The sequence below is a fragment of the Micromonospora sp. NPDC023814 genome, from assembly GCF_040639595.1.
Classification (GTDB): domain Bacteria; phylum Actinomycetota; class Actinomycetes; order Mycobacteriales; family Micromonosporaceae; genus Micromonospora.
The window spans coordinates 30,183-48,542 of record NZ_JBFAAF010000059.1 but is presented as its reverse complement, the minus strand read 5'-3'; the positions used below and the strand labels follow the sequence as shown (position 1 = coordinate 48,542).

Sequence of the window (18,360 nt, the reverse complement as noted above, 5' to 3'; positions counted from 1 at the left end):
CCGCGCACGGCCGCAACATCATGCACGCCCTCACCGAACTCGCCACCGGCCGTCCCTGGCTACCCGCAACCGGAACGACCACCTGATCAGTCACCCGGACCGTATTGCCGCCGCTGCCGGCCGCACCGGCGCCGTCCAAGCCGCCTGCGCGGGCGTTCAACTCTCCCAGCATCGCGAAGAGGACCACCACCGCACCGGCGAGTATGAGCAGTCCGAACCCGAACAGGTAAGTCATCCAACGATCTCCTTTCTCAGCTAGCTTGGCTGGACGGACGTGCCGGGGGACGAATCAGGTCGACTATCATGCCGCGCCACAGAAGCAAGGCCATGCCCAACACGACGCTTGCGGTCATGACGGCCATCTGGTCGGACCGGCCTGCCACCGAGGAGACGAAGACGAGGGCACCGGAGCCACCGATCGCAACGCCGATGAGCACGTTCCTGGCGCCGAGCGGTCGGCGTTCCGCCCGACCGAAACATCCGCAGGGCAACGTGGTCCGCCGGTGCCAACCGACAACGCCGGCTACGGCGAAGGAGGCACCCAGGGCAACCGCTGCGACCCCGGCCGCGTCTCGACCGGCGGGCAGGAGGAGACCTACCCCGACAGACACCTCGGCCACAGCCACCGCCCGAACCGTCGCGAAAGCGGTGCTGCGGCGCACCCGAAGGAGTTCGGTGAAAAATTGCCGGGCGTGCCTAGGCGAAACGATTTTGCCGAGGCCGGAACAGATGAATACTGCAGAGAGAACGCAGGTAGACGCTGCAACAAGAAACTCCAAGTCCCTCATGCCGGTAGGCTCGCCTGATCGGAGCAGGCATGCAGACGTATCAAAGTACCCCCCCGCGATCGTCGCAATGACGCACACGCACACCTACACGCTTAGAGCTAAGATGCGCGTCGATATCTTGCGGTCGATTCCGCTCGGATTGGCCGCATGAGTCAAGGCCCCGTTACTGTTTGCGCTACTCTCAACTTGACCAGGGCTGTTCCTCGATGAGTTGAAGGACGAGGATTGCGGTGAGTAACGACGTGGCGCGGCAGGGCGGTGTTTGGCTGCGGCGTGTGGACGAGCAGGGGCTCCGCTCGGGTGCGGGGCGACTCCAGAAGGCTCGCTGTCGGGTCTTCGCAGGGTTGGCGTGGTCGGACCTGCGCACGACCGGCCTGCGGCTATATTGCGGGCGTAGTCGACGCAGCCAATCGCTGAACGGCTCGGGGTCGATCACCAGCAATTGCAGCAGTTCATGACCTCGTCCACCTGGAACGGGCCGATTCCCGTCGGCCGGGCGGCTCTCCTCGGCGGGCGGTCGTTGACGGGCGGCGACGGCGACGGCACGAGCCAGGTCAAACTCGGGTCAGTATCGGCCGGCAGGGACACCGTCCCCTAAAACTCCCGGTTGGACAACTACGCCACCCGCAGGACGCCTGGGTGCGGCGGGGTGCCGGCGGCGACGTCCTCCTCGACAGCCCCGCCACCTACTGTCGGCGAATCAACGGCTCGACACACAAAATCCGCATCGACGCGAGCGCCCCCGCCAGGTCCGCGCGCAGGTCCTCCGGGTCCTCCAGGCCGACGGAGACGCGCAGCAGCCCGCCGACCGGCTTGGCCCCCTCCTCGACGGGCCGGTGGGTCAGCGAGGCCGGGTGCTGGATGAGCGTGTCGACCCCACCGAGCGACACGGCGTGGGTGATCAGTCGGCAGCCGTCGGCGACGGCGGCCGCGGCGGGCGCGCCGCCGCGTACCTCGAAGGCGAGGAGGCTGCCGGGGCCGGTCATCTGCCGGCCGACGAGCCCGGCCGGGTCGTGCAGCGACGGGTGGTGCACCCGCGTGACGGCGGGGTGGGCGGCGAGCCAGGCGGCGAGTTTCTCCGCGCCGGCCTGCTGGGCCCGGACCCGCACCGGCAGGGTCTGCAGGCCGCGGTGCAGCAGGTACGCGCCGAGGGGGTGCAGGATCGCACCGGTGAGCGCGCGGACCTGGCGCAGCCGGGCAGCCCAGTCGGCGTCGCAGGCGACGACTCCGGCGAGCACGTCGCCGTGTCCGCCGATGCTCTTGGTGGCGCTGTGCAGTACGAGGGCGGCGCCGTGCCGGGTGGGCTGCTGGAGCACGGGGGTGGCGACGGTGTTGTCCACGAGCAGCGGGACGTCGCCGGCGGCTCGCGCGAGGGCGGCGATGTCGACCAGGTCGAGGGTGGGGTTCGCCGGGGTCTCGGCGATCACCAGGGCGGTGTCGGGGCGGACGGCGGCGGCGACCTCGTCCGCGTGGGCCCAGGTGACGGTGGTGCCGAGCAGGCCGGTGGCGAGCACGTGGTCGGTGCCGCCGTAGAGCGGGCGGACGGCGACGAGGTGGCGCTTCCCGTCCCGGGTGGCGGCGAGCAGCGTGGCGGTGAGGGCGGCCATGCCGCTGGCGAAGGCGACGGCGTCGCCGGTGCCTTCGAGGGCGGCGAGGGCGGTCTCGAAGCGGGCGACGGTGGGGTTCCACAGGCGCTGGTAGACGGCGCTGCCGCCGGCGGGGAGCGTGCCCCCGGTGGCGAGGGTCTCGTACGCGTCGCCGCCGGCGTCGACGGACGGCAGGGGGTTGGTGGTGGAGAGGTCGATGGGCGGCACGTGGACGCCGAGGGCGGCGAGGTCGTCGCGGCCGGCGTGCACGGCTCGGGTGTCCACGGTCGTCATGCCAGAAGGATCGAACATAGAGCCAGTAGTGGACAATAGTTCCGAAGATGATTCGGCTAGATTCCTTTGATTGGCGCGGTGATTCGACGGAGGATGTCTCCATGCCCCTTGCGACGAACGATGTGCGGCGGTTCGCGACCCTGGACGACACCGATCGCGCGATCCTGTCCGAGCTGGCCGCGGACGGCCGGCTGCCGAACAACGCCCTCGCCGAGCGGGTCGGGGTGGCCCCCTCGACGTGCCTGACCCGCACCCGCGCGCTGCGGGAGTGTGGGGCGATCCGCGGGTTCCACGCGGAGGTGGACCCGGCGGCGGTGGGGCTGCCGTTGCAGGCGCTGGTGTCGGTGCGGTTGACCGCGCACGAGCGGGCGGTGGTGGACGCCTTCCGAGCGCGGTCGGTGCGGCTGCCGGGGGTGGTGTCGGTGTTCCACGTGGCGGGCGCGGAGGACTACGTGCTGCACGTGCGGGCCGCCTCGGCGGACGCGCTGCGCGACTTCGTGCTGGACCACCTGGCGGTGGACCCGGCGGTGCTGCACACCCAGACGAGCCTGATCTTCGAACAGGCCCGCGGCCTGGGCTGAGCACCCGGCGCGAGGCACCGCGTGAGCTTGGTTGCCCCGGGGAACAATTCGGGGGCCGGGCGGGTTGGCCAGCCGTGTGATCAACGTACCGCTGTCTGTTCTTGACCTTGCCCCGGTCGCGGCCGGTGCCACGGCCGGCGAGGCCCTGCGGCACACCACCGAGCTGGCCCGCCGCACCGAGGAGCTGGGATACCACCGGTTCTGGGTGGCCGAGCACCACAACATGCCGGGGATCGCGAGTTCCGCCCCGGCCGTGCTGCTCGCGCACCTGGCGGCGCACACGTCGACGATCCGGCTGGGCTCGGGCGGGGTGATGCTGCCCAACCACGCGCCGCTGGTGGTGGCCGAGCAGTTCGGCACCCTCGACGCGCTGCACCCGGGCCGGATCGACCTGGGCATCGGCCGCGCCCCTGGCACCGACCAGGTGACCGCGCTGGCGCTGCGCCGGACGATGGAGGGGCTGTCGGCGGAGGGCTTCCCCCGGGAGCTGGCGGACCTGATGAACCACTTCACCGGCGAGCGGCCGGGGCCGATCACGGCCACCCCCGGTCGCGGGCAGCAGCCGGCGATCTGGCTGCTCGGCTCCAGCGGGTTCAGCGCCCAGCTGGCGGGGATGCTGGGGCTGCCGTTCTCGTTCGCGCACCACTTCAGCTCGCAGCACACGCTGCCCGCCCTGGCGCTGTACCGGCAGAGCTTCCGGCCGTCGACGTGGCTGTCCGAGCCGTACGCGATGGTGGCGGTCAACGCGGTCTGCGCGGACACGGACGAGCGGGCGGAGTGGCTGGCGGGGCCGAGCGCGCTGTCGCTGCTGCGGCTGCGCTCGGGTCGTCCGGGGCCCCTGGCGACGCCGGACGAGGCGGCGGCGTACCCGTACACCGAGGTCGAGCGGGAGTTCGTGCGGCAGCGCCGGGAGGGCCAGGCGATGGGCTCGCCGGAGACCGTGCGGCGGCAGCTCGGCGAGCTGCTGGCGCGTACCGGCGCGGACGAGCTGATGCTGACCACGCTGGTGTACGACGTGGCCGACCGGGTGCGCTCGTACGAGCTGATCGCAACGAAGGTGGCCGGTGGCCTGCGCCGGGACGGCTGAAACACGATCTTCACGTCGCCGTCACCGGGGAGACGCGCGGGCCGCCTAGGTTTGTCCCCGGTGGTGGTACGGCATCCCCGGTCGGGACGGGTCGGGGATGCCGCGGTGTGGGGCACCGGGCCGCGGCTGTGCGGATTCCGCGGCTGCGGCCCGGTGCCTGCCCCACGCCCGGCCTGTCCTGCCGCCACGCCCCCGGCCTGTTCCGCTCCCGCCCCGACGCCGGGCGGGCAAGCGCCGGTAGCGCCGCGTCTCGATACGATCCGCCGTTTCCTTGCCGCCGGCCCGGATTATTGATCAACTCAGGGCGTGGCTGAGCACATGACCCCGGACGAGTTCCGACGCGCCGGGCACGCGGTGGTGGACTGGATCGCCGACTACTGGGCGACGGTGGGGCAGCGCCCGGTGACGTCGCAGGAACCGCCCGGCGCGGTGGCCGCCGGGCTGCCGGCCGGCCCGCCCGAGCACGGCGAGCCCGTGGCGGCCGTCCTCGCCGACCTGGACACGCTGATCGCCCCGCGCCTGACCCACTGGCAGCACCCCGGCTTCTTCGGCTACTTCCCGGCCAACACCTCCGGGCCCAGCGTGCTGGGCGACCTGGTCAGCTCGGGGCTGGGCGTGCAGGGCATGCTCTGGGCCACCGGGCCCGCGTGCACCGAACTGGAGACGGTGATGCTGGACTGGCTCGCCGACCTGCTGGAGCTGCCGAAGCGGTTCCGCGCCGGCTCCGGCGGCGGTGGGGTGATCCAGGACTCCGCGTCCTCGGCGACGCTGGTGGCGACCCTCGTCGCGCTGCACCGGGCCGGCGGCGGCCGGTGGCGCGAGGTCGGCGTCGACCACCGATACCGCGCCTACACGTCCACCCAGGGCCACTCCTCGATCGAGAAGGCCGCGCGGATCGCCGGGCTGGGCGCCGACGGCGTACGGCCGATCGAGGTGGACCCCGAGACGCAGGCGATGTCCCCGGCGGCGCTGCGCGCGGCGATCGAGGCGGACCGGGCCGCCGGCGTGGTGCCCGCCATCGTGGTGGCCACCGTCGGGACCACGTCCACGACCGCGATCGACCCGCTGCCGGAGATCGGCGCGATCTGCGCCGAGTACGGCGTCTTCCTGCACGTCGACGCCGCGTACGCGGGGGCGGCGGCGGTCTGCCCGGAGCTGCGGTTCGGGCACGTCGGCCTGGAGTACGCCGATTCGTACTGTTTCGACCCGCACAAGTGGCTGCTCACCGGCTTCGACTGCGACGCGTTCTGGGTCGCCGACACCGCGGAACTGATCGAGGCGCTGACCGTGCTGCCGGAGTACCTGCGCAACGCCGCCACCGAGTCCGGCGCGGTGATCGACTACCGGGACTGGCAGGTGCCGCTGGGCCGCCGGTTCCGGGCGTTGAAGCTCTGGTTCGTGCTGCGCTGGTACGGCGCCGAGGGGCTGCGGGCGCACATCCGGTCCGGGGTGGCGCTCGCCGCCCGGTTCGCCGAGCGGGTCCGCGCCGACGACCGGTTCGCGCTGGTGGGGGCGCAACCGTACGCGCTGGTCTGCTTCCGGCTGCGCGCCGACGACGAGGTCAACGCGGAACTGCTGGCCCGGGTCAACGCCACGGGTCGGGTGCACCTGACGCACACCCGGGTGAACGGCCGGTACACGCTGCGCCTGGCCGTCGGCTCGCCGCAGACCACCGAGGCCCACGTCGACGAGGCGTGGTCGCTGCTCCGCGACGCCGCGACCGCCCTCCTGCCCCACTGACCCACCACTTCCCCGCTAGCGCGGGTCGGCCGTGCCGGCGGTCGGCACCGGGACCCGGGTGCTCGTGGCGGAGAAGGACGCCGGGGCCGGAACCGGGGTCGCGGCGAGGGCCGCCGCGGCGACGGCCCGCTCCCGGCGGGTCCGCAGCAGCGCCCGGACGGCCAGCGCCAGGGCGGCGACCCAGGCGGCGGCGAGCAGCGCGTAGACCGCCGGCCGGGCGGGGCCGCCGAGGTCGGCCGAGCGCATCAGCGTGCGGGCGTTGGTCAACACGATCACGCCGCCGATCGCCGCGCCGAGCAGTTGGGCGGGGACGATCCGGACCAGCCAGGCGGCGACCGGCGCGGCGATCAAACCACCGACGAGCAGCGCGGCCACCATGGGCAGCAGGAAGCCCTCCGCGCCGAGGCCGATGAGGAAGCCGATGCTGGCGGCGCCGGCGACCACGAACTCGGCCGTGTCCACCGAGCCGATCACCCGGCGGGGCTCCAGCCGGCCGCTGACCAGCAGGGCCGGCGTGGCGACCGGCCCCCACCCGCCGCCGCCCGTGGCGTCGACGAAGCCGGCGACCAGGCCGAGCGGGCCGAGGAAGCGCCCCCGCAGCCGACCGGCCCGCCGGTCGGTGCGCAGCGGCCGGGAGAAGCGCACCAGCAGGCACGCGCCGAGCGTGAACAGGATGCCGGCCATCCACGGGGCCGCCGACTTGGTGGAGATCGTGCTGAGGAAGGTCGCGCCGGCGAACGCGCCGACCGCGCCGGGGACGGCGATCCGGGCCACCACCCGCCAGTCGACGTTGCCGAACCGCCAGTGCGCCACCCCGGCGGCGAGCGTGGTGCCGATCTCGGCCAGGTGCACCGACGCCGACGCGGCGGCCGGGGCGACGCCCACGAGCAGCAGCAGCGTGGAGGAGGTCAGCCCGTACGCCATGCCGAGTGCGCCGTCGACGAGTTGCGCGGCGAGCCCGACCAGTGCGAGGACCAGCAGCTTGCGCACGAGCGCCCCCTGACTTTTCGGCATCTCCTATCGACTTGGTCGACAATGCGGCACGCGGGGTGCCGGGGTCAAGACTCCGACCGGTCAGTGAGACGACAGTGACGCGGGACCGGCGACCGGGATGACAGTGACGCCGGACCGGCGACCGGGACGACGGCGACGCCGGTCCGGGCGGCGGGGCGACGCGTCGACCGCCGGCGCGCGAGCCTCTGCGCCGGCCGGTTCGGCCCGGGTCAGGTCCAGGCGGCGGGATCGGCGGCCAGCTCCGTGACCCGCTCGGGCAGGGTGCCGGCGGCCACGTCGGCGACGGTGACCAGCTCCAGGATCTGGCGTTCGCTGGCCCGCAGGGCGATCCAGACCTCCTGGAGGGACCGGGCGGCGCCGTGGTAGCCGAGTTCTTCGGGCCGCTGCCCGCGTACGTGCGCGAGCGGGCCGTCGATCACCCGGATCACCTCGGCCAGCGAGATCTCCCCGCCCGGCCGCGCCAGCCAGTAGCCGCCCTCGGGGCCGCGCTGGGCGTGCACGATGCCGCCGCGGCGCAGTTGCAGGAGGATGCTCTCCAGGAACTTCGGCGGGATCTCCTGGGCGCGGGCGATCTGCTCGGCGGTCACCGGCCGACCTCGCCCGGCCCCGGCGCCGCCGGTCACCGAGGCGAGCTCGGCGACCGCGCGGAGGGCGTAGTCGACCCGGGCGGAGAGGCGCATGCCGGCAAGATTAACCCGCTGGTCACCCCGGCCGACCGATCACCCCTCGGCCGATCGGCCGACGGCGATGTGCCGCCCGGCTCGGCGTCACTGGCCGACGCGGCGCAGCAGCCCCTCCTGCACGGCACTGGCGATGTGTCGGCCGTCCGTGGTGAACAGGCGACCCGTGGCGAGCCCCCGCGCGCCCGAGGCGGACGGGCTCCAGCAGTCGTAGAGGAACCACTCGTCGGCGCGGAACGGCCGGTGGAACCACAGCGCGTGGTCGAGGCTGGCCCCCACCACCCCGCCGGGGCCCCAGACCTCGCCGTGCACCGACAGCACCGAGTCGAGCAGGGTCAGGTCGGAGGCGTACGTCAGCGCGCAGGCGTGCAGCAGCGGATCGTCGGGCAGCTTGCCGTCGATGCGCATCCAGACCCGCTGGTGCGGGTCGGCCGGCCGGTCGCCGGGGCGCACCCAACCGGGCTCGCCCACGTAGCGCACGTCGATCGGGCGCGGGATCTGTGCCCAGATGCCGAGCCGCTCGGGGTAGCGGGAGAGCCGGTCGGTCATCGTCGGGACCTCGTCCGGCCCCGGCACGTCGGGCGGCGTGGGCGCGTGGTGGTCCAGGCCCTCCTCGGGACGGTGGAACGACGCCGACATGAAGAAGATCGGCTTGCCGTGCTGGAGCGCCACGGAGCGGCGTACCGAGAAGGAGCGACCGTCGCGGATGTTCTCCACCTCGTACGCGATCGGCTCGCTCGGGTCGCCGGCGCGCACGAAGTAGCCGTGCAGGGAGTGCACGAAGCGCGCCGGGTCGACCGTCCGGCCGGCGGCCACCAGGGCCTGGCCGGCGACCTGGCCGCCGTACACCCGCTGGGGGCCGACCGGCGGGCTCATCCCCCGGAAGGTCATCTCGCCGGTGTGCTCCAGGTCGAGCACCTCGAGGAGCTGGTCGACCGCGGCCTGGCCGACCGCGACCTCCCCAGCACTCACTGAAGCGCCCGCGCGGACGCGGCGTCGACCAACGACCCGAGCTGGTGTACGCGCAGCGTGTTGGTCGAGCCGGGGGTGCCGGGCGGGCTGCCGGCGACGATCACCACGTGGTCGCCGGGGTTGGCCCGGTTGAGCCCGAGCAGAGCCTGGTCGACCTGGCGGAACATGTCGTCGGTGTGCTCGACGAACGGCATCAGGAAGGTCTCCACGCCCCAGGAGAGGGCGAGCTGGTTGCGCACCTCGGGCACCGGGGTGAACGCGAGCAGCGGCAGGTCGCAGTGCAGCCGGGACAGCCGCCGCACGGTGTCGCCGGTCTGCGAGAACGCCACCAGGGCCTTCGCGCCGATGGCCCGGGCGATCGAGGACGCGCCGACGGTGAGCGCGCCGCCGTGCGTACGCGGGTCGTGCTGGAGGCGCGGCACCCCGATCGAGCCGGACTCGGTGGTGGTGACGATCTTCGCCATGGTGCTGACGGTGAGCACCGGGTACTTGCCGACGCTGGTCTCGCCGGAGAGCATCACGGCGTCCGCCCCGTCGAGCACGGCGTTGGCCACGTCGGAGGCCTCGGCGCGGGTCGGGCGCGAATTCTCGATCATCGAGTCGAGCATCTGGGTGGCCACGATGACCGGCTTGGCGTTCTCCCGGCAGAGCTGCACGGCGCGCTTCTGCACCAGCGGGACCTGGTCGAGCGGCAGCTCGACGCCGAGGTCGCCGCGGGCGACCATGACCCCGTCGAAGGCCAGCACGATCTGCTCCAGGCAGTCGACCGCCTCGGGCTTCTCCACCTTGGCCAGCACCGGCCGGTGCACCCCGACCTCGGTCATGATGCCGTGCACCAGCTTGATGTCGTCGGCGGAGCGGACGAAGGAGAGCGCGATCAGGTCGACGCCGAGGCCGAGGGCGAAGCGCAGGTCCTCGGCGTCCTTCTCGGACATCGCCGGGACGCTGACCGCCACGTTGGGCAGCGAGACGCCCTTGTTGTTGGAGACCGGGCCGCCCTCGGTGACCAGGCAGCGGATGTCGTTGCCGGTGACGTCGGTGACCTCGACGGCGACCCGGCCGTCGTCGATCAGCAGCCGGTCGCCGGGCTTGACCTCCTGCGGAAGCTTCCGGTAGGTGCAGGAGACCCGGTCCTTGGTGCCGAGGACGTCGTCGCCGGTGATCACGACCGAGTCGCCGGTGCGCCACTCGTGCGGGCCGTCGGCGAACCGGCCGAGCCGGATCTTCGGGCCCTGCAGGTCGGCGAGCACGGCCACCGGGCGTCCGGCCGCCTCCGCGGCCTCGCGGACCAGCCGGTACACCGCCTCGTGGTCGGAGTGGCTGCCGTGGCTGAAGTTGAGTCTGGCCACGTTCATGCCGGCCTCGACGAGCCCCCGGATCCGCTCCGGGGACGAGGTGGCAGGACCAAGAGTGCAGACGATCTTCGCGCGGCGTGTCACGCCCATCAGGCTAGTCTCTCCTCCGGGTCGGACTGCGGGCCGACCCCTCGCGGGCTGCGGAAAATTGTCCAACGACGCGCGTCACGCGCGCAGCCGGCGGGCGGAACCCACGCCGGAACGTTGAGACGGCGGGCAACGGCGACCGCGCGCCGGAATCGTACGCCCCCGGCGCCACCGGGCATCGGGGTGCTCCCGGCCGGCGCGCCCGCCGTCGATGGCCGGTCCACGCCGTGCCGCGCCCCGGTCGCACACCCACCGCGCGGACGCCCGCCCGACCCTACCCGCGCACACCCGCCCCGCCCGACCCCTGGCGGCCTGAACCGCACGCCCGACCCGCTCCCCCGGCCGGTCCGACGGGTTCTGCTGACGGCGCCGGAGGGTGCCGGCGCGATGGTGACGATGCCGTTCCACGGTCGCAGGTGCCCGACCGGGTCGCTCGCGCGCCGGGGCGGACCGCCGCGGGTGGCCGGCGGTGCACGCCGGGACGGCGGCCCGCGCCGCGCCACGGTGCGCCGGGCGTCCGGCGGAACCGCTCAGGTCTGCGTCTTGACCAGTGGGAACTCCAGCGAGCCCGCCGGGCAGAGGAAGGTCATCACGTCCACCCGGTAGAGCCCGGCCTGCACCGCCGGGTCGGCCTCCATCACGCTGCGCACGTCGTCCACGGAACCGGTCCGGGCCAGACCGAAGCCGATCGGCGGGTCCGGCTCGCGGGCCTGGCCGTCCACCGAGCCGGCGACCAGGATGATCCCCCGCCGCTGGAGGGCCTGCATGTGCGCGAGGTGCTCGGCCTGCAACCGCTGCACCGTCTCCGCCGGCAGCGCCCGCCCGGCCGCGCCGGGATACAGCACGATGCACTCGTACGTGTCGAGCGCGAAGTCGACCTGCGGCACTCCCGTCATGGGCGCTCCCTCCCGCGTCGCGCCGCGCGGCGACCCGTGGTCGACGCCGACCGGCACGGGCCCAGCGTCGCACGTGCGGGCGGCCCGCACGGGCGCTCCGGTCAACTCCGTCCACGCCCCGGCCCGGTTGCCGCCCCGCCGCGCCCTTTCCCCACCCGGTCCCCGTCCACGCCAGGGCGGCCTGACGCGGGGCTGGGCGGGGCGGGTGGCGCGCGCCGTCCGCCCCGGCTGGTCCTTACAGGGCGAGGCAGTCCGGGCGGATCGGGGCGTCGCGCAGCGCCTGCCGGACCACGGTGTACGTGGTGCCGTCCAGCACGAGCCCGAGGTGCCCGACGACCCGCAGCGGGCACGCCGCCTGGATCAGCACGTTGGTCGCGCCGTCGGCGAGCGACGCGTTGTCGACCGGCCGGACCAGCTCGTCCTGCCACGTCCGGACCGTGGTCCAGCGGACCGCGCCGGGGGTGTCGTCGCCGCCGTTGAGGTCGGCGAGGAAGTCGGAGCCGATCAACATCTGCTGGCAGGCGACGACTCCGACGCAGCTGCCGAGGCCGACGACCCGCAGGATGTTCGCGACGTACGTGCCCTGCTGGGGGCTGCCGAGGCTGACGTAGCGGCCGACGGCCGACGCGCCGCCGAGGAACTTCACGTACCAGCGGGAGACCAGTCCGCCCTCGGAGTGGCCGACGACGTCCACCCGGGACGCCCCGGTGACGGACCGGACCTGCTCGACGTACGCGGCGAAGGCGCGGGCGGAGTCGCGGATGTCGCCGAAGCCGAGGCCGGGCAACTGGTAGACGAAGACCCGGAAGCCGTCGGCGCGCAGCCGGGCGGCGATCGGCTCGTACGCGATGGATAGGCCGATCAGGCCGCCGACGACGATGACCGGGTTGGCGGTGGCAGTGGCGGTGGCGGCCGTGGGGGTGGCGGGACGGTCCGGGGCGGCCGTCGCGGCGGTGGCCGGGACGAGGAGCGCGGCGATCGCGGTGGCGGTGGCGGTGGCGAGGATCTTTCGGAGCAGCATGGCTGCACCTCCGGCGGGAGGTACCCGGGAAGCCGGGACGGCGGGTGGGGGATCCGATCGATCGTGGGACGATGATGAGGGTCGCAATTCACGCACGTCAATAAGACGTTACGGACCGGTAACCTCTTGTCGCGCCGTACGCACGAACCGGCAATTCGCGCGGCGCGCCGATCGAGCACCCCGCACGGCGGCGACGAGGCCGCCGGGCAGCGACTTCGCCGAGGGGCTGGTCGAGCCGGGGGACGTCGTGGTCGTCAAGCGCACCGTCGGCGCGTTCCACGGCACCGACCTGCACGAGCAACTGCGCCGGCGCGGGGTGGACACCGTGGTGCTGGCCGGGCTGGTGACCACGATGGGCGTCGAGTCGACCGCCCGCGCGGCCAGCGACCACAGCTACGAGCTGGAGTTCGTGGCCGACGCGATGTCCGGCTTCGCCGCCGACGAGCACGAGTTCACCGTCGAGCGGATCTTCCCGCGCTTCGGCGCCGTCCGACGGGCCGACAACTACCGCTGAGGCGGCTAGGCTGCCGGGATGGCGGAGACCATCGAGGACAGTCCGGTCGGCTGGGTGGCCAGCCACGTGGAGCGTTACCTGGCCACCGACGGCGCCGACGGCGGGAAGTACCACGGCTACGACGCCCTGCTGATCACCACCCGGGGGCGCCGGACGGGCACGCTGCGGCGGACGGCGCTCATCTACGGCCGGGACGGCGACCGGTACCTGCTGGTGGCGTCGAACGGCGGTGCGGCGCGGCACCCGGCCTGGTACCTCAACCTGTGCGCCGACCCGGAGGTGCAGGTGCAGGTCGGGGCCGAACGGTTCCGGGGCCGGGCGCGGACCGCCACCGCCGAGGAGCGGCCCCGGTTGTGGCAGGTGATGACCGGCGTCTTCCCGACCTACGCCCGCTACCAGCAGGGCACCGACCGGGAGATCCCCGTCGTCGTGGTCGAGCCGGTGCCGACCGACGTCGCGCCGTAGCGGAACCACCGGTGGAACACCACGGCCGTCTCCGGGCGCCGATGACGTCCACCGTGTTCCACCGGTCCCGAGGGCCGGGCGCCCTGGCGACGGCCGGGCGCGCTGCGCGGCGGAGCGGGGCCGGTCAACGGAGGAGGCGGAACAGCAGCAGATAGGCCACGTAGGCGACCGGCACGGCGACGAAGCAGATCAGGAAACCCAGGTGCACGTAGCGGGGCGGGGTGCCGGCGACCATGGCCGGCCGTCCCCAGCGCCCGAGCACCAGGTAGCCGGCGAAGAACGACAGCGCGGGCAGGCCGGCGCAGATCCAGGCGCCGAGGGTGAAACCGTCGACCAGGCCGACGCCGGAGGCGAGCACCATGACCACCATCAGCACCGCCGCCACGGCCGCGCAGCCGGCGTAGACGGCGAGCGCCCGGGCCACCGGCGACCAGGTCGGCAACAGCGCGGGGCGTTGCGCGAGCACCTCGGCCTGCTGCCCGTGCCGGTCGGACTCGTCGGCGTAGCGCCGGGCCAGCTCCAGCTCGGTGGACGGGTCGGTCTCCGCCGGGCGCGGGCCCGGCACCCCACCCGCCGCCGGGGCCGCCCCCGGCGGCAGCGCGAGCTTCGTCTCCCCCACCCCGACCTGGGGATACGCCCCGACCCCCGGCCGCCCCGGGGCGCCGGCTGCGCCGGCGGGCTCCCCCGCCCCCGGTCCGGCGCCGCCCGACGCCCCGTCGCCGGCCGGCCCGGTGACGGGGCCCGCGGGTGCGGCGGCCGGCGCGGGCGCGGGCGCGGCGGGCACGCCGGAGGCCGGGATGCCGATGGCCTGGCCGAGCTGGTCGAGGCGCTGCCCCTGGGCGGTCAGCCGGTGCTGGAGGTACTCCGCGGCGGCGTGCAGGTTGCGCCGGCGCTCGGCCTCGGCGGCGGCGCCGCGCTCACCGGCCCGGCGCCGCTCGGCGAGCTGGCGGGCCAGCGCCGCGTACTCGGCGTAGTCGGACACCGCCTCAGTCCTCCCCGTCGGGGCCGTGCCCGTCGCGGGCGAACGGCACGATGAGCCGGGTGCGCTGGTCGTGCCGGTCGACCAGGAGCGCCCGGTCGGGCCGGGGCGCGTACGCGAGGTCGTGCACCCCGAGGTGCAGCCCGAGCTCGGGGCCGGGCACGTTCAGCGCCACCAGGCAGGCGACGTCGTCGCGGTTGTGCGCGCCGCCGAGGTCGTCGGCGAGCCGGCGCAGCCCGCGCCACCAGCCGAGCAGGTGCACGCCCCGCCCGGGGCCCTGGCGCAGCAGCGCCCCCAGGTCGTCGTGGCCGGAGCGGAACGTGTCCGGGTCGGTGGCGGCGAGCGCCGCGCTGGCGGCGTCCATCCCGAACACGACGAGGTAGGTGCGGCCGGTGTCCGGCGCGGCACTGCCCTCCGGCCGGGCCGAGGTGGTCGGGCCGGACGGCGTGGTGGGGGCCGACAGCCCGGCGGCGAGGGTGGCGACGTGCCGGCGCAGGCCGGCGGTGTCGAGGCGGTCCACGGCGTGACCGGCGGCGACCAGCGCAGCGGTGGTGTCGTCGGCGGCGGGCTCGGCGGCGGCGACCAGCGGGGCGAGGAGGAACCGGGCGTCGCCCGGGGCGTGCTGGCGGGCGAGGCTCAGGGTGGCCGCCCGCAGCACCTCGGCGCCCGTGGCGGAGGTGCCCACCACGGCCAGGTGCCGGCCGGGGGTGGCGTCCATCATGAACAGCGCGGAGGTGCCGTCCACGTCGACGGTCCGGCCGACCAGGGCGAGCGGGCGGCGCCCGCCCGGGCGCAGCCCGGCGAAGGTCGGGTCGTCCTCGACGCGCGCGGTCTCGTACCCCCTGAACACCGACGGGGGGCGCGCGCCCGCCGGCCGCGCCTGCCACAGCTCGTGCCGCAGCGCGGCCAGCTCGGCCGCGGCGGCGTGGGCGTCGGGGAAGCGGACGACGATGTCGGCGCCGACCGCCCCGGCGGCGGTGTTGAGCACGGCCGAACCGACGGGCAGGGTGTGGGCGGCCTCGTTCAGCGGGTCGAGCACCCCGCCGCCGCCGGGCAGCGCCACCCGGAGCGCGAACTGACCGAAGATCGCCTCGGCCCGCCCGTAGAGCGCCTCGACGCCGGTCATGCTCTGGCTCGCCAGGACCAGGTGCACGCCGTACGAGCGGCCCTTGCGGGCCAGCTCCTCCAGCAGGTCGACCGACTCGCGGGCCAGCGCGTCGTTGCCGGCGAGCAGCACGTGGAACTCGTCGACCACCGCCACGATCCGGGGCACCGGCGTGTCGCGGGGCAGGTCGGCGAGCTTGGTGACGCCGTGCCGCTTGAGCGCGGCGGCCCGCCGCGACAGCTCGCGGCGCAGCTCCCGCAGGACGGCGACACCGTACTCCCGGTCGGACTCGATGCCGACGGCCCGGGCGTGCGGCAGCCAGGACGGGTCGCGGGGGGTGGGGACGAACTCGGTGAAGCTCACCCCCTCCTTGAAGTCGAGCAGGTGGAGCTGCAGCTCGGCGGGCGAGTAGCGGGCGGCGAGCCCGTAGAGGACGTCGAGCAGGAAGACCGTCTTGCCGGCGCCGGTGCGCCCGCCGACGAGCCAGTGCGGGGTGGCGTCGTCGAAGGCGACGGTGACCCGGTCCCGGCCGGCGCGGCCGACCACGGTGCGCAGCCCGTTGCCCGCCGACTCGGCCCACCGCCGCTCGGGCAGCAGCTCGGCGAAGCCCACCGCGTCGCCGTGCCGGGCGGCGGCGCCGAGGTGGGCGGCGAGGGCCGCCACCGACGCGGCCGGCGGGTCGCCGTCGAGCAGCACGGGGGCCGCCAGGCCGGTGCCGTCGACGCTGAACGGGGCGCCGGGCGGGTCGCCGACGTGGGCGTACCGCTCGGTCAGCCGGACCGTGGTGGTGGCGCCGAGCTGCGGCGGCGGGTCGGCGGACGCGGCGGACGGCTGGCCGGCGACCAGGACGCAGACGGCGGCGGCCGGCCCGGCGTGGGTGAGCGCGGCGAGCCGGGCCGCCTCGCGGGGCGGCGGCGTCGACGCGGCGACGACCAGCAGCAGCTCCTGGTCGGGACGGTCGGCGTGCCGGGCGGCGCGGGCGTGCCGCTCGGCGGCGTCGAGCAGGGCGGCCACCTCGGCCTCGCCGGTGGCGGGCGGGTCGAGCACGCCGGCGTCGACCAGCGGGCGCAGCGGCCCGAAGGCGGCGCCCAGCGCGGCGGTGTCGATCCCGGCGACCCGGACCCCGCCGGGCGGCGCCGTGGCGAGCAGCCGCAGCACGAGCGCCCGCAGCAGGCCGGCCACCCGGGGATCGCGGGCGTCCGCGTCGACCGCGAGGTGGTGGCCGCCGCCCAGCGGCACGAGGACGGGGAAGGCACCGTCGGGGGTGGACGCCTCGCCGACGCGCACCGGGACGGGCGCGACGGCGACCGGGGTGGCCCCGGGGGTCGGGGTGGCGAGCGCGCCGCCGAGTTCGGCGAGCCGGGCGACGAGCGCGCCCGCGCCGTTCGGGACGGCCGGGGCGGCGTGCCCGGCGAGCGCCCGACGGGCGGTGTCGAGGTGGGACCGGGCCGCGCGGTGCGCCGCGACCGCCTGCCCGTACGCCGACGCGAGCCTGCCCACCCTCTGCTCCCGTCGCCGTCGCCCCGCCTGGTCCTCAAGGACCCTAACGGACACGGGCGACACCCGGACAGTGGCGAGGCGGGCGCGTCGGCCCGTCCTTACACCGTGAACAGGTGGGGCGGTGGGGTCAGCCGGAGCGGGGGCATTCGGCCGGCTGGTCGAGCGGGCGTGCCGTGCCGGTCAGGCGGGAGCGGCGGCGGCCACGGCGCGGCGCGCAGGCGGCGCACTCGTGCGCCTCCCGGCCCGCCCGGGGTCGACCGACGGCCGGCCGGGGCAGCACGGGGCGGCCGGCCGGGACGTCGCTTCCCGCCGGTCGGACGATCCGTGCGACGGCCCGGACGGGCCGGACGGACCGCACCGCGCTCGACGCCGGTCGGACGACGCGGGCCGCCGTCGAGGCGACCCGGCGCACCGGACGCCGTACCGCCGGCACGGCCAGCGCCAGGGCGACCCGCCGGCGCAGCGGGCGCCCGCGCAGTCGGTCGAGCCCGATCCCCGCCACCACGGTGGCGATCGCCGTCACCGTCCCGGCCACCACGAGGGTCTGCCGGGGGCCCGCGTGCTCGGAGAGCCAGCCGAGCAGCGGCGCGCCGACCGCGGCGGAGACGGAGCCGGTGACCGCCAGCGCGGCCAGCACCCGGCCCCGCATCGCGTAGTCGGTGTCGAGCTGGGCCCGGGCGCCGACGGTGGTGTCGATGACCACGGCCGCGGCGGCGACCGGCAGGATCACCGCCGCGAAGCTCAGGGTACCCGGGGCCAGGCCGGCGACGATCTGCAGCACGCTGGCCAGCAGGCCGGCAGTGAGCAGGATCCCGTAGCCCAGCTCGCGCCGCCGGGCCGCGACGAGGGCGCCGAGCACCGTGCCGATCGCGAAGACGGTGGAGAGGAACCCGTAGCCGGAGACACCGCCGCCCAGCGGTCCGTCGCTCATGGCCGCCATGGTCACCTGGTAGTTGCGGCCGAGGCTGCCGAGCACGAACGACAGGGCGAGCGCGACGAGCACCACCGGCTGGCGCAGCAGATAGCGGAAGCCGGCGACGATGCCGCGGTCCGCCGGCTCCGCGTCGGCCGGCGCCGGCTCCCCCGCGTGCAGCTCCCGCTCGCGTACGGCGAACAGGGCCACCACCACCGCGACGAAGCTGGCGGCGTTGACCGCGAAGAGCAGCGCGGGGCCGACGGCGGCGACCAGCACGGCGCCGGCGCTCATGCCGAGGATACGACCGGCGGAGTTGGTCAGCGAGCCGAGCGCCAGGGCGTTGCCGAGGCTCTCCCGGTCCACCAGGGTCGAGCACCAGCGGCCCATCACCGGGCCCTCGATGGCCGAGACCGCGCCGGTCACCAGCGAGATCGCGTAGATCGCCGGGAGGCCGCCCACGCCGGTGACGGCGACCAGCGCCAGCCCGGCCGCCAGGGCCGCGTGGAGCGCCTGGGCGACGATCAGCAGCGGCTTCGCCCGCAGCCGGTCGGCCAGCGCCCCGCCCCAGACGCTGAGCAGCAGCGTGGGAAGGGCCTGGAGCAGGACGGTGAAGCCCATCGACGTCGCCGAGCCGGTCTCGGCGAGCACGTACCAGTTCACGCCCAGGACCTGCATCCAGGTCCCGACGACGGACACGAACCCGGCGGCGGCCCAGATCCGGTAGTTCCGGTGGCGCAGCGCGGCGAACACGACTGATTCCCCCGTGGGACGGCGACATGA

At 75.0% G+C, this 18,360-nt stretch carries 17 protein-coding genes and 1 pseudogene; 6 read left to right on the top strand and 12 right to left on the bottom strand.

Features of this window, described 5'->3' with window-relative positions:
• Both AB0G14_RS26220 and AB0G14_RS26215 read right to left on the bottom strand, forming a co-directional pair.
• Positions 1 to 235: hypothetical protein (locus tag AB0G14_RS26220; protein ID WP_357701702.1), on the bottom strand; the 235-nt coding region annotated here is incomplete at its 3' end.
• A gap of 16 nt (positions 236 to 251) precedes the next feature.
• Positions 252 to 788, bottom strand: a complete 537-nt coding sequence (locus AB0G14_RS26215; RefSeq protein ID WP_357701700.1) for a MauE/DoxX family redox-associated membrane protein — start codon at positions 786 to 788, stop codon at positions 252 to 254.
• Between the two features lie 275 nt (positions 789 to 1,063).
• Between AB0G14_RS26215 and AB0G14_RS26210 the strand changes: the two are divergent.
• Positions 1,064 to 1,263: pseudogene (locus AB0G14_RS26210) on the top strand (IS701 family transposase); the annotation flags it as partial.
• A gap of 211 nt (positions 1,264 to 1,474) precedes the next feature.
• Here AB0G14_RS26210 and AB0G14_RS26205 read toward each other — a convergent pair.
• A complete protein-coding gene (locus AB0G14_RS26205; protein WP_357701698.1) occupies positions 1,475 to 2,686 on the bottom strand; it encodes a PLP-dependent transferase in 1,212 nt (403 codons plus the stop codon).
• Between the two features lie 83 nt (positions 2,687 to 2,769).
• Between AB0G14_RS26205 and AB0G14_RS26200 the strand changes: the two genes are divergently transcribed.
• The 3 genes from AB0G14_RS26200 to AB0G14_RS26190 all read left to right on the top strand — a co-directional run bounded on the left by AB0G14_RS26200 (position 2,770) and on the right by AB0G14_RS26190 (position 6,076).
• Positions 2,770 to 3,249 carry an Lrp/AsnC family transcriptional regulator gene (locus AB0G14_RS26200; RefSeq protein WP_350682462.1) on the top strand — a complete coding sequence of 160 codons (480 nt, stop codon included), beginning with the start codon at positions 2,770 to 2,772 and terminating at the stop codon, positions 3,247 to 3,249.
• 76 nt (positions 3,250 to 3,325) lie between these two features.
• The gene (locus AB0G14_RS26195) at positions 3,326 to 4,336 is read left to right on the top strand and encodes an LLM class flavin-dependent oxidoreductase (RefSeq protein WP_357701695.1); all 1,011 of its coding nucleotides are present in this window, start codon (positions 3,326 to 3,328) and stop codon (positions 4,334 to 4,336) included.
• Positions 4,337 to 4,642: 306 nt separating this feature from the next.
• Positions 4,643 to 6,076 (top strand): pyridoxal-dependent decarboxylase, encoded by a 1,434-nt coding sequence (locus AB0G14_RS26190; RefSeq protein ID WP_357701693.1) that lies wholly within the window; start codon positions 4,643 to 4,645, stop codon positions 6,074 to 6,076.
• A gap of 15 nt (positions 6,077 to 6,091) precedes the next feature.
• On the opposite strand, the gene AB0G14_RS26185 is transcribed toward AB0G14_RS26190, so the two are convergent.
• The 6 genes from AB0G14_RS26185 to AB0G14_RS26160 form a co-directional block, all read right to left on the bottom strand.
• Positions 6,092 to 7,066 carry a sulfite exporter TauE/SafE family protein gene (locus AB0G14_RS26185; protein WP_357701709.1) on the bottom strand — a complete coding sequence of 325 codons (975 nt, stop codon included), beginning with the start codon at positions 7,064 to 7,066 and terminating at the stop codon, positions 6,092 to 6,094.
• 233 nt (positions 7,067 to 7,299) lie between these two features.
• Positions 7,300 to 7,770: an Rrf2 family transcriptional regulator gene (locus AB0G14_RS26180; RefSeq protein WP_357701691.1), complete on the bottom strand. Its 471-nt coding sequence runs from the start codon at positions 7,768 to 7,770 to the stop codon at positions 7,300 to 7,302.
• 87 nt (positions 7,771 to 7,857) lie between these two features.
• Positions 7,858 to 8,742, bottom strand: coding sequence for an acyl-CoA thioesterase II (locus AB0G14_RS26175; protein WP_357701689.1), 885 nt, complete (start codon positions 8,740 to 8,742; stop codon positions 7,858 to 7,860).
• Positions 8,739 to 10,187: a pyruvate kinase gene (gene pyk / locus AB0G14_RS26170; RefSeq protein ID WP_357701687.1), complete on the bottom strand. Its 1,449-nt coding sequence runs from the start codon at positions 10,185 to 10,187 to the stop codon at positions 8,739 to 8,741. The genes AB0G14_RS26175 and pyk overlap by 4 nt, the downstream gene beginning before the upstream one ends.
• A 527-nt stretch (positions 10,188 to 10,714) precedes the next feature.
• Positions 10,715 to 11,080 carry a YciI family protein gene (locus AB0G14_RS26165; RefSeq protein WP_357701685.1) on the bottom strand — a complete coding sequence of 122 codons (366 nt, stop codon included), beginning with the start codon at positions 11,078 to 11,080 and terminating at the stop codon, positions 10,715 to 10,717.
• Between the two features lie 235 nt (positions 11,081 to 11,315).
• Positions 11,316 to 12,101, bottom strand: a complete 786-nt coding sequence (locus AB0G14_RS26160) for an alpha/beta fold hydrolase (protein WP_357701683.1) — start codon at positions 12,099 to 12,101, stop codon at positions 11,316 to 11,318.
• On the opposite strand from AB0G14_RS26160, the gene AB0G14_RS26155 reads away from it, so the two are divergent.
• Together AB0G14_RS26155 and AB0G14_RS26150 are read left to right on the top strand one after the other, a co-directional pair.
• Entirely contained in the window at positions 12,100 to 12,615 is a 516-nt protein-coding gene (locus AB0G14_RS26155; RefSeq protein ID WP_357701681.1) for an isochorismatase family protein, read from the top strand. The two genes, AB0G14_RS26160 and AB0G14_RS26155, sit on opposite strands and share 2 nt — an antisense overlap.
• An 18-nt stretch (positions 12,616 to 12,633) precedes the next feature.
• Positions 12,634 to 13,080, top strand: coding sequence for a nitroreductase family deazaflavin-dependent oxidoreductase (locus AB0G14_RS26150; RefSeq protein ID WP_357701679.1), 447 nt, complete (start codon positions 12,634 to 12,636; stop codon positions 13,078 to 13,080).
• Between the two features lie 124 nt (positions 13,081 to 13,204).
• Here AB0G14_RS26150 and AB0G14_RS26145 read toward each other — a convergent pair whose 3' ends face one another.
• From AB0G14_RS26145 to AB0G14_RS26135, 3 genes are all read right to left on the bottom strand, one after another.
• Positions 13,205 to 14,062 carry a hypothetical protein gene (locus AB0G14_RS26145; RefSeq protein ID WP_357701677.1) on the bottom strand — a complete coding sequence of 286 codons (858 nt, stop codon included), beginning with the start codon at positions 14,060 to 14,062 and terminating at the stop codon, positions 13,205 to 13,207.
• Positions 14,063 to 14,066: 4 nt separating this feature from the next.
• Complete coding sequence (locus AB0G14_RS26140; RefSeq protein WP_357701675.1) at positions 14,067 to 16,664, bottom strand: FtsK/SpoIIIE domain-containing protein; 2,598 nt, start codon at positions 16,662 to 16,664, stop codon at positions 14,067 to 14,069.
• 127 nt (positions 16,665 to 16,791) lie between these two features.
• Positions 16,792 to 18,330, bottom strand: coding sequence for an MFS transporter (locus tag AB0G14_RS26135; protein ID WP_357701673.1), 1,539 nt, complete (start codon positions 18,328 to 18,330; stop codon positions 16,792 to 16,794).
• Positions 18,331 to 18,360 lie beyond the last annotated feature (30 nt).

Excerpts from the sequence above, each read along its gene's own strand:
- AB0G14_RS26215 (WP_357701700.1), bottom strand. The coding sequence starts at position 788 with ATGAGGGACTTGGAGTTTCTTGTTGCAGCGTCTACCTGCGTTCTCTCT.
- AB0G14_RS26205 (WP_357701698.1), bottom strand. The coding sequence starts at position 2,686 with ATGTTCGATCCTTCTGGCATGACGACCGTGGACACCCGAGCCGTGCAC.
- AB0G14_RS26200 (WP_350682462.1), top strand. The coding sequence starts at position 2,770 with ATGCCCCTTGCGACGAACGATGTGCGGCGGTTCGCGACCCTGGACGAC.
- AB0G14_RS26180 (WP_357701691.1), bottom strand. The coding sequence starts at position 7,770 with ATGCGCCTCTCCGCCCGGGTCGACTACGCCCTCCGCGCGGTCGCCGAG.
- pyk (WP_357701687.1), bottom strand. The coding sequence starts at position 10,187 with ATGGGCGTGACACGCCGCGCGAAGATCGTCTGCACTCTTGGTCCTGCC.
- AB0G14_RS26165 (WP_357701685.1), bottom strand. The coding sequence starts at position 11,080 with ATGACGGGAGTGCCGCAGGTCGACTTCGCGCTCGACACGTACGAGTGC.
- AB0G14_RS26155 (WP_357701681.1), top strand. The coding sequence starts at position 12,100 with ATGGCTGCACCTCCGGCGGGAGGTACCCGGGAAGCCGGGACGGCGGGT.
- AB0G14_RS26160 (WP_357701683.1), bottom strand. The coding sequence starts at position 12,101 with ATGCTGCTCCGAAAGATCCTCGCCACCGCCACCGCCACCGCGATCGCC.
- AB0G14_RS26150 (WP_357701679.1), top strand. The coding sequence starts at position 12,634 with ATGGCGGAGACCATCGAGGACAGTCCGGTCGGCTGGGTGGCCAGCCAC.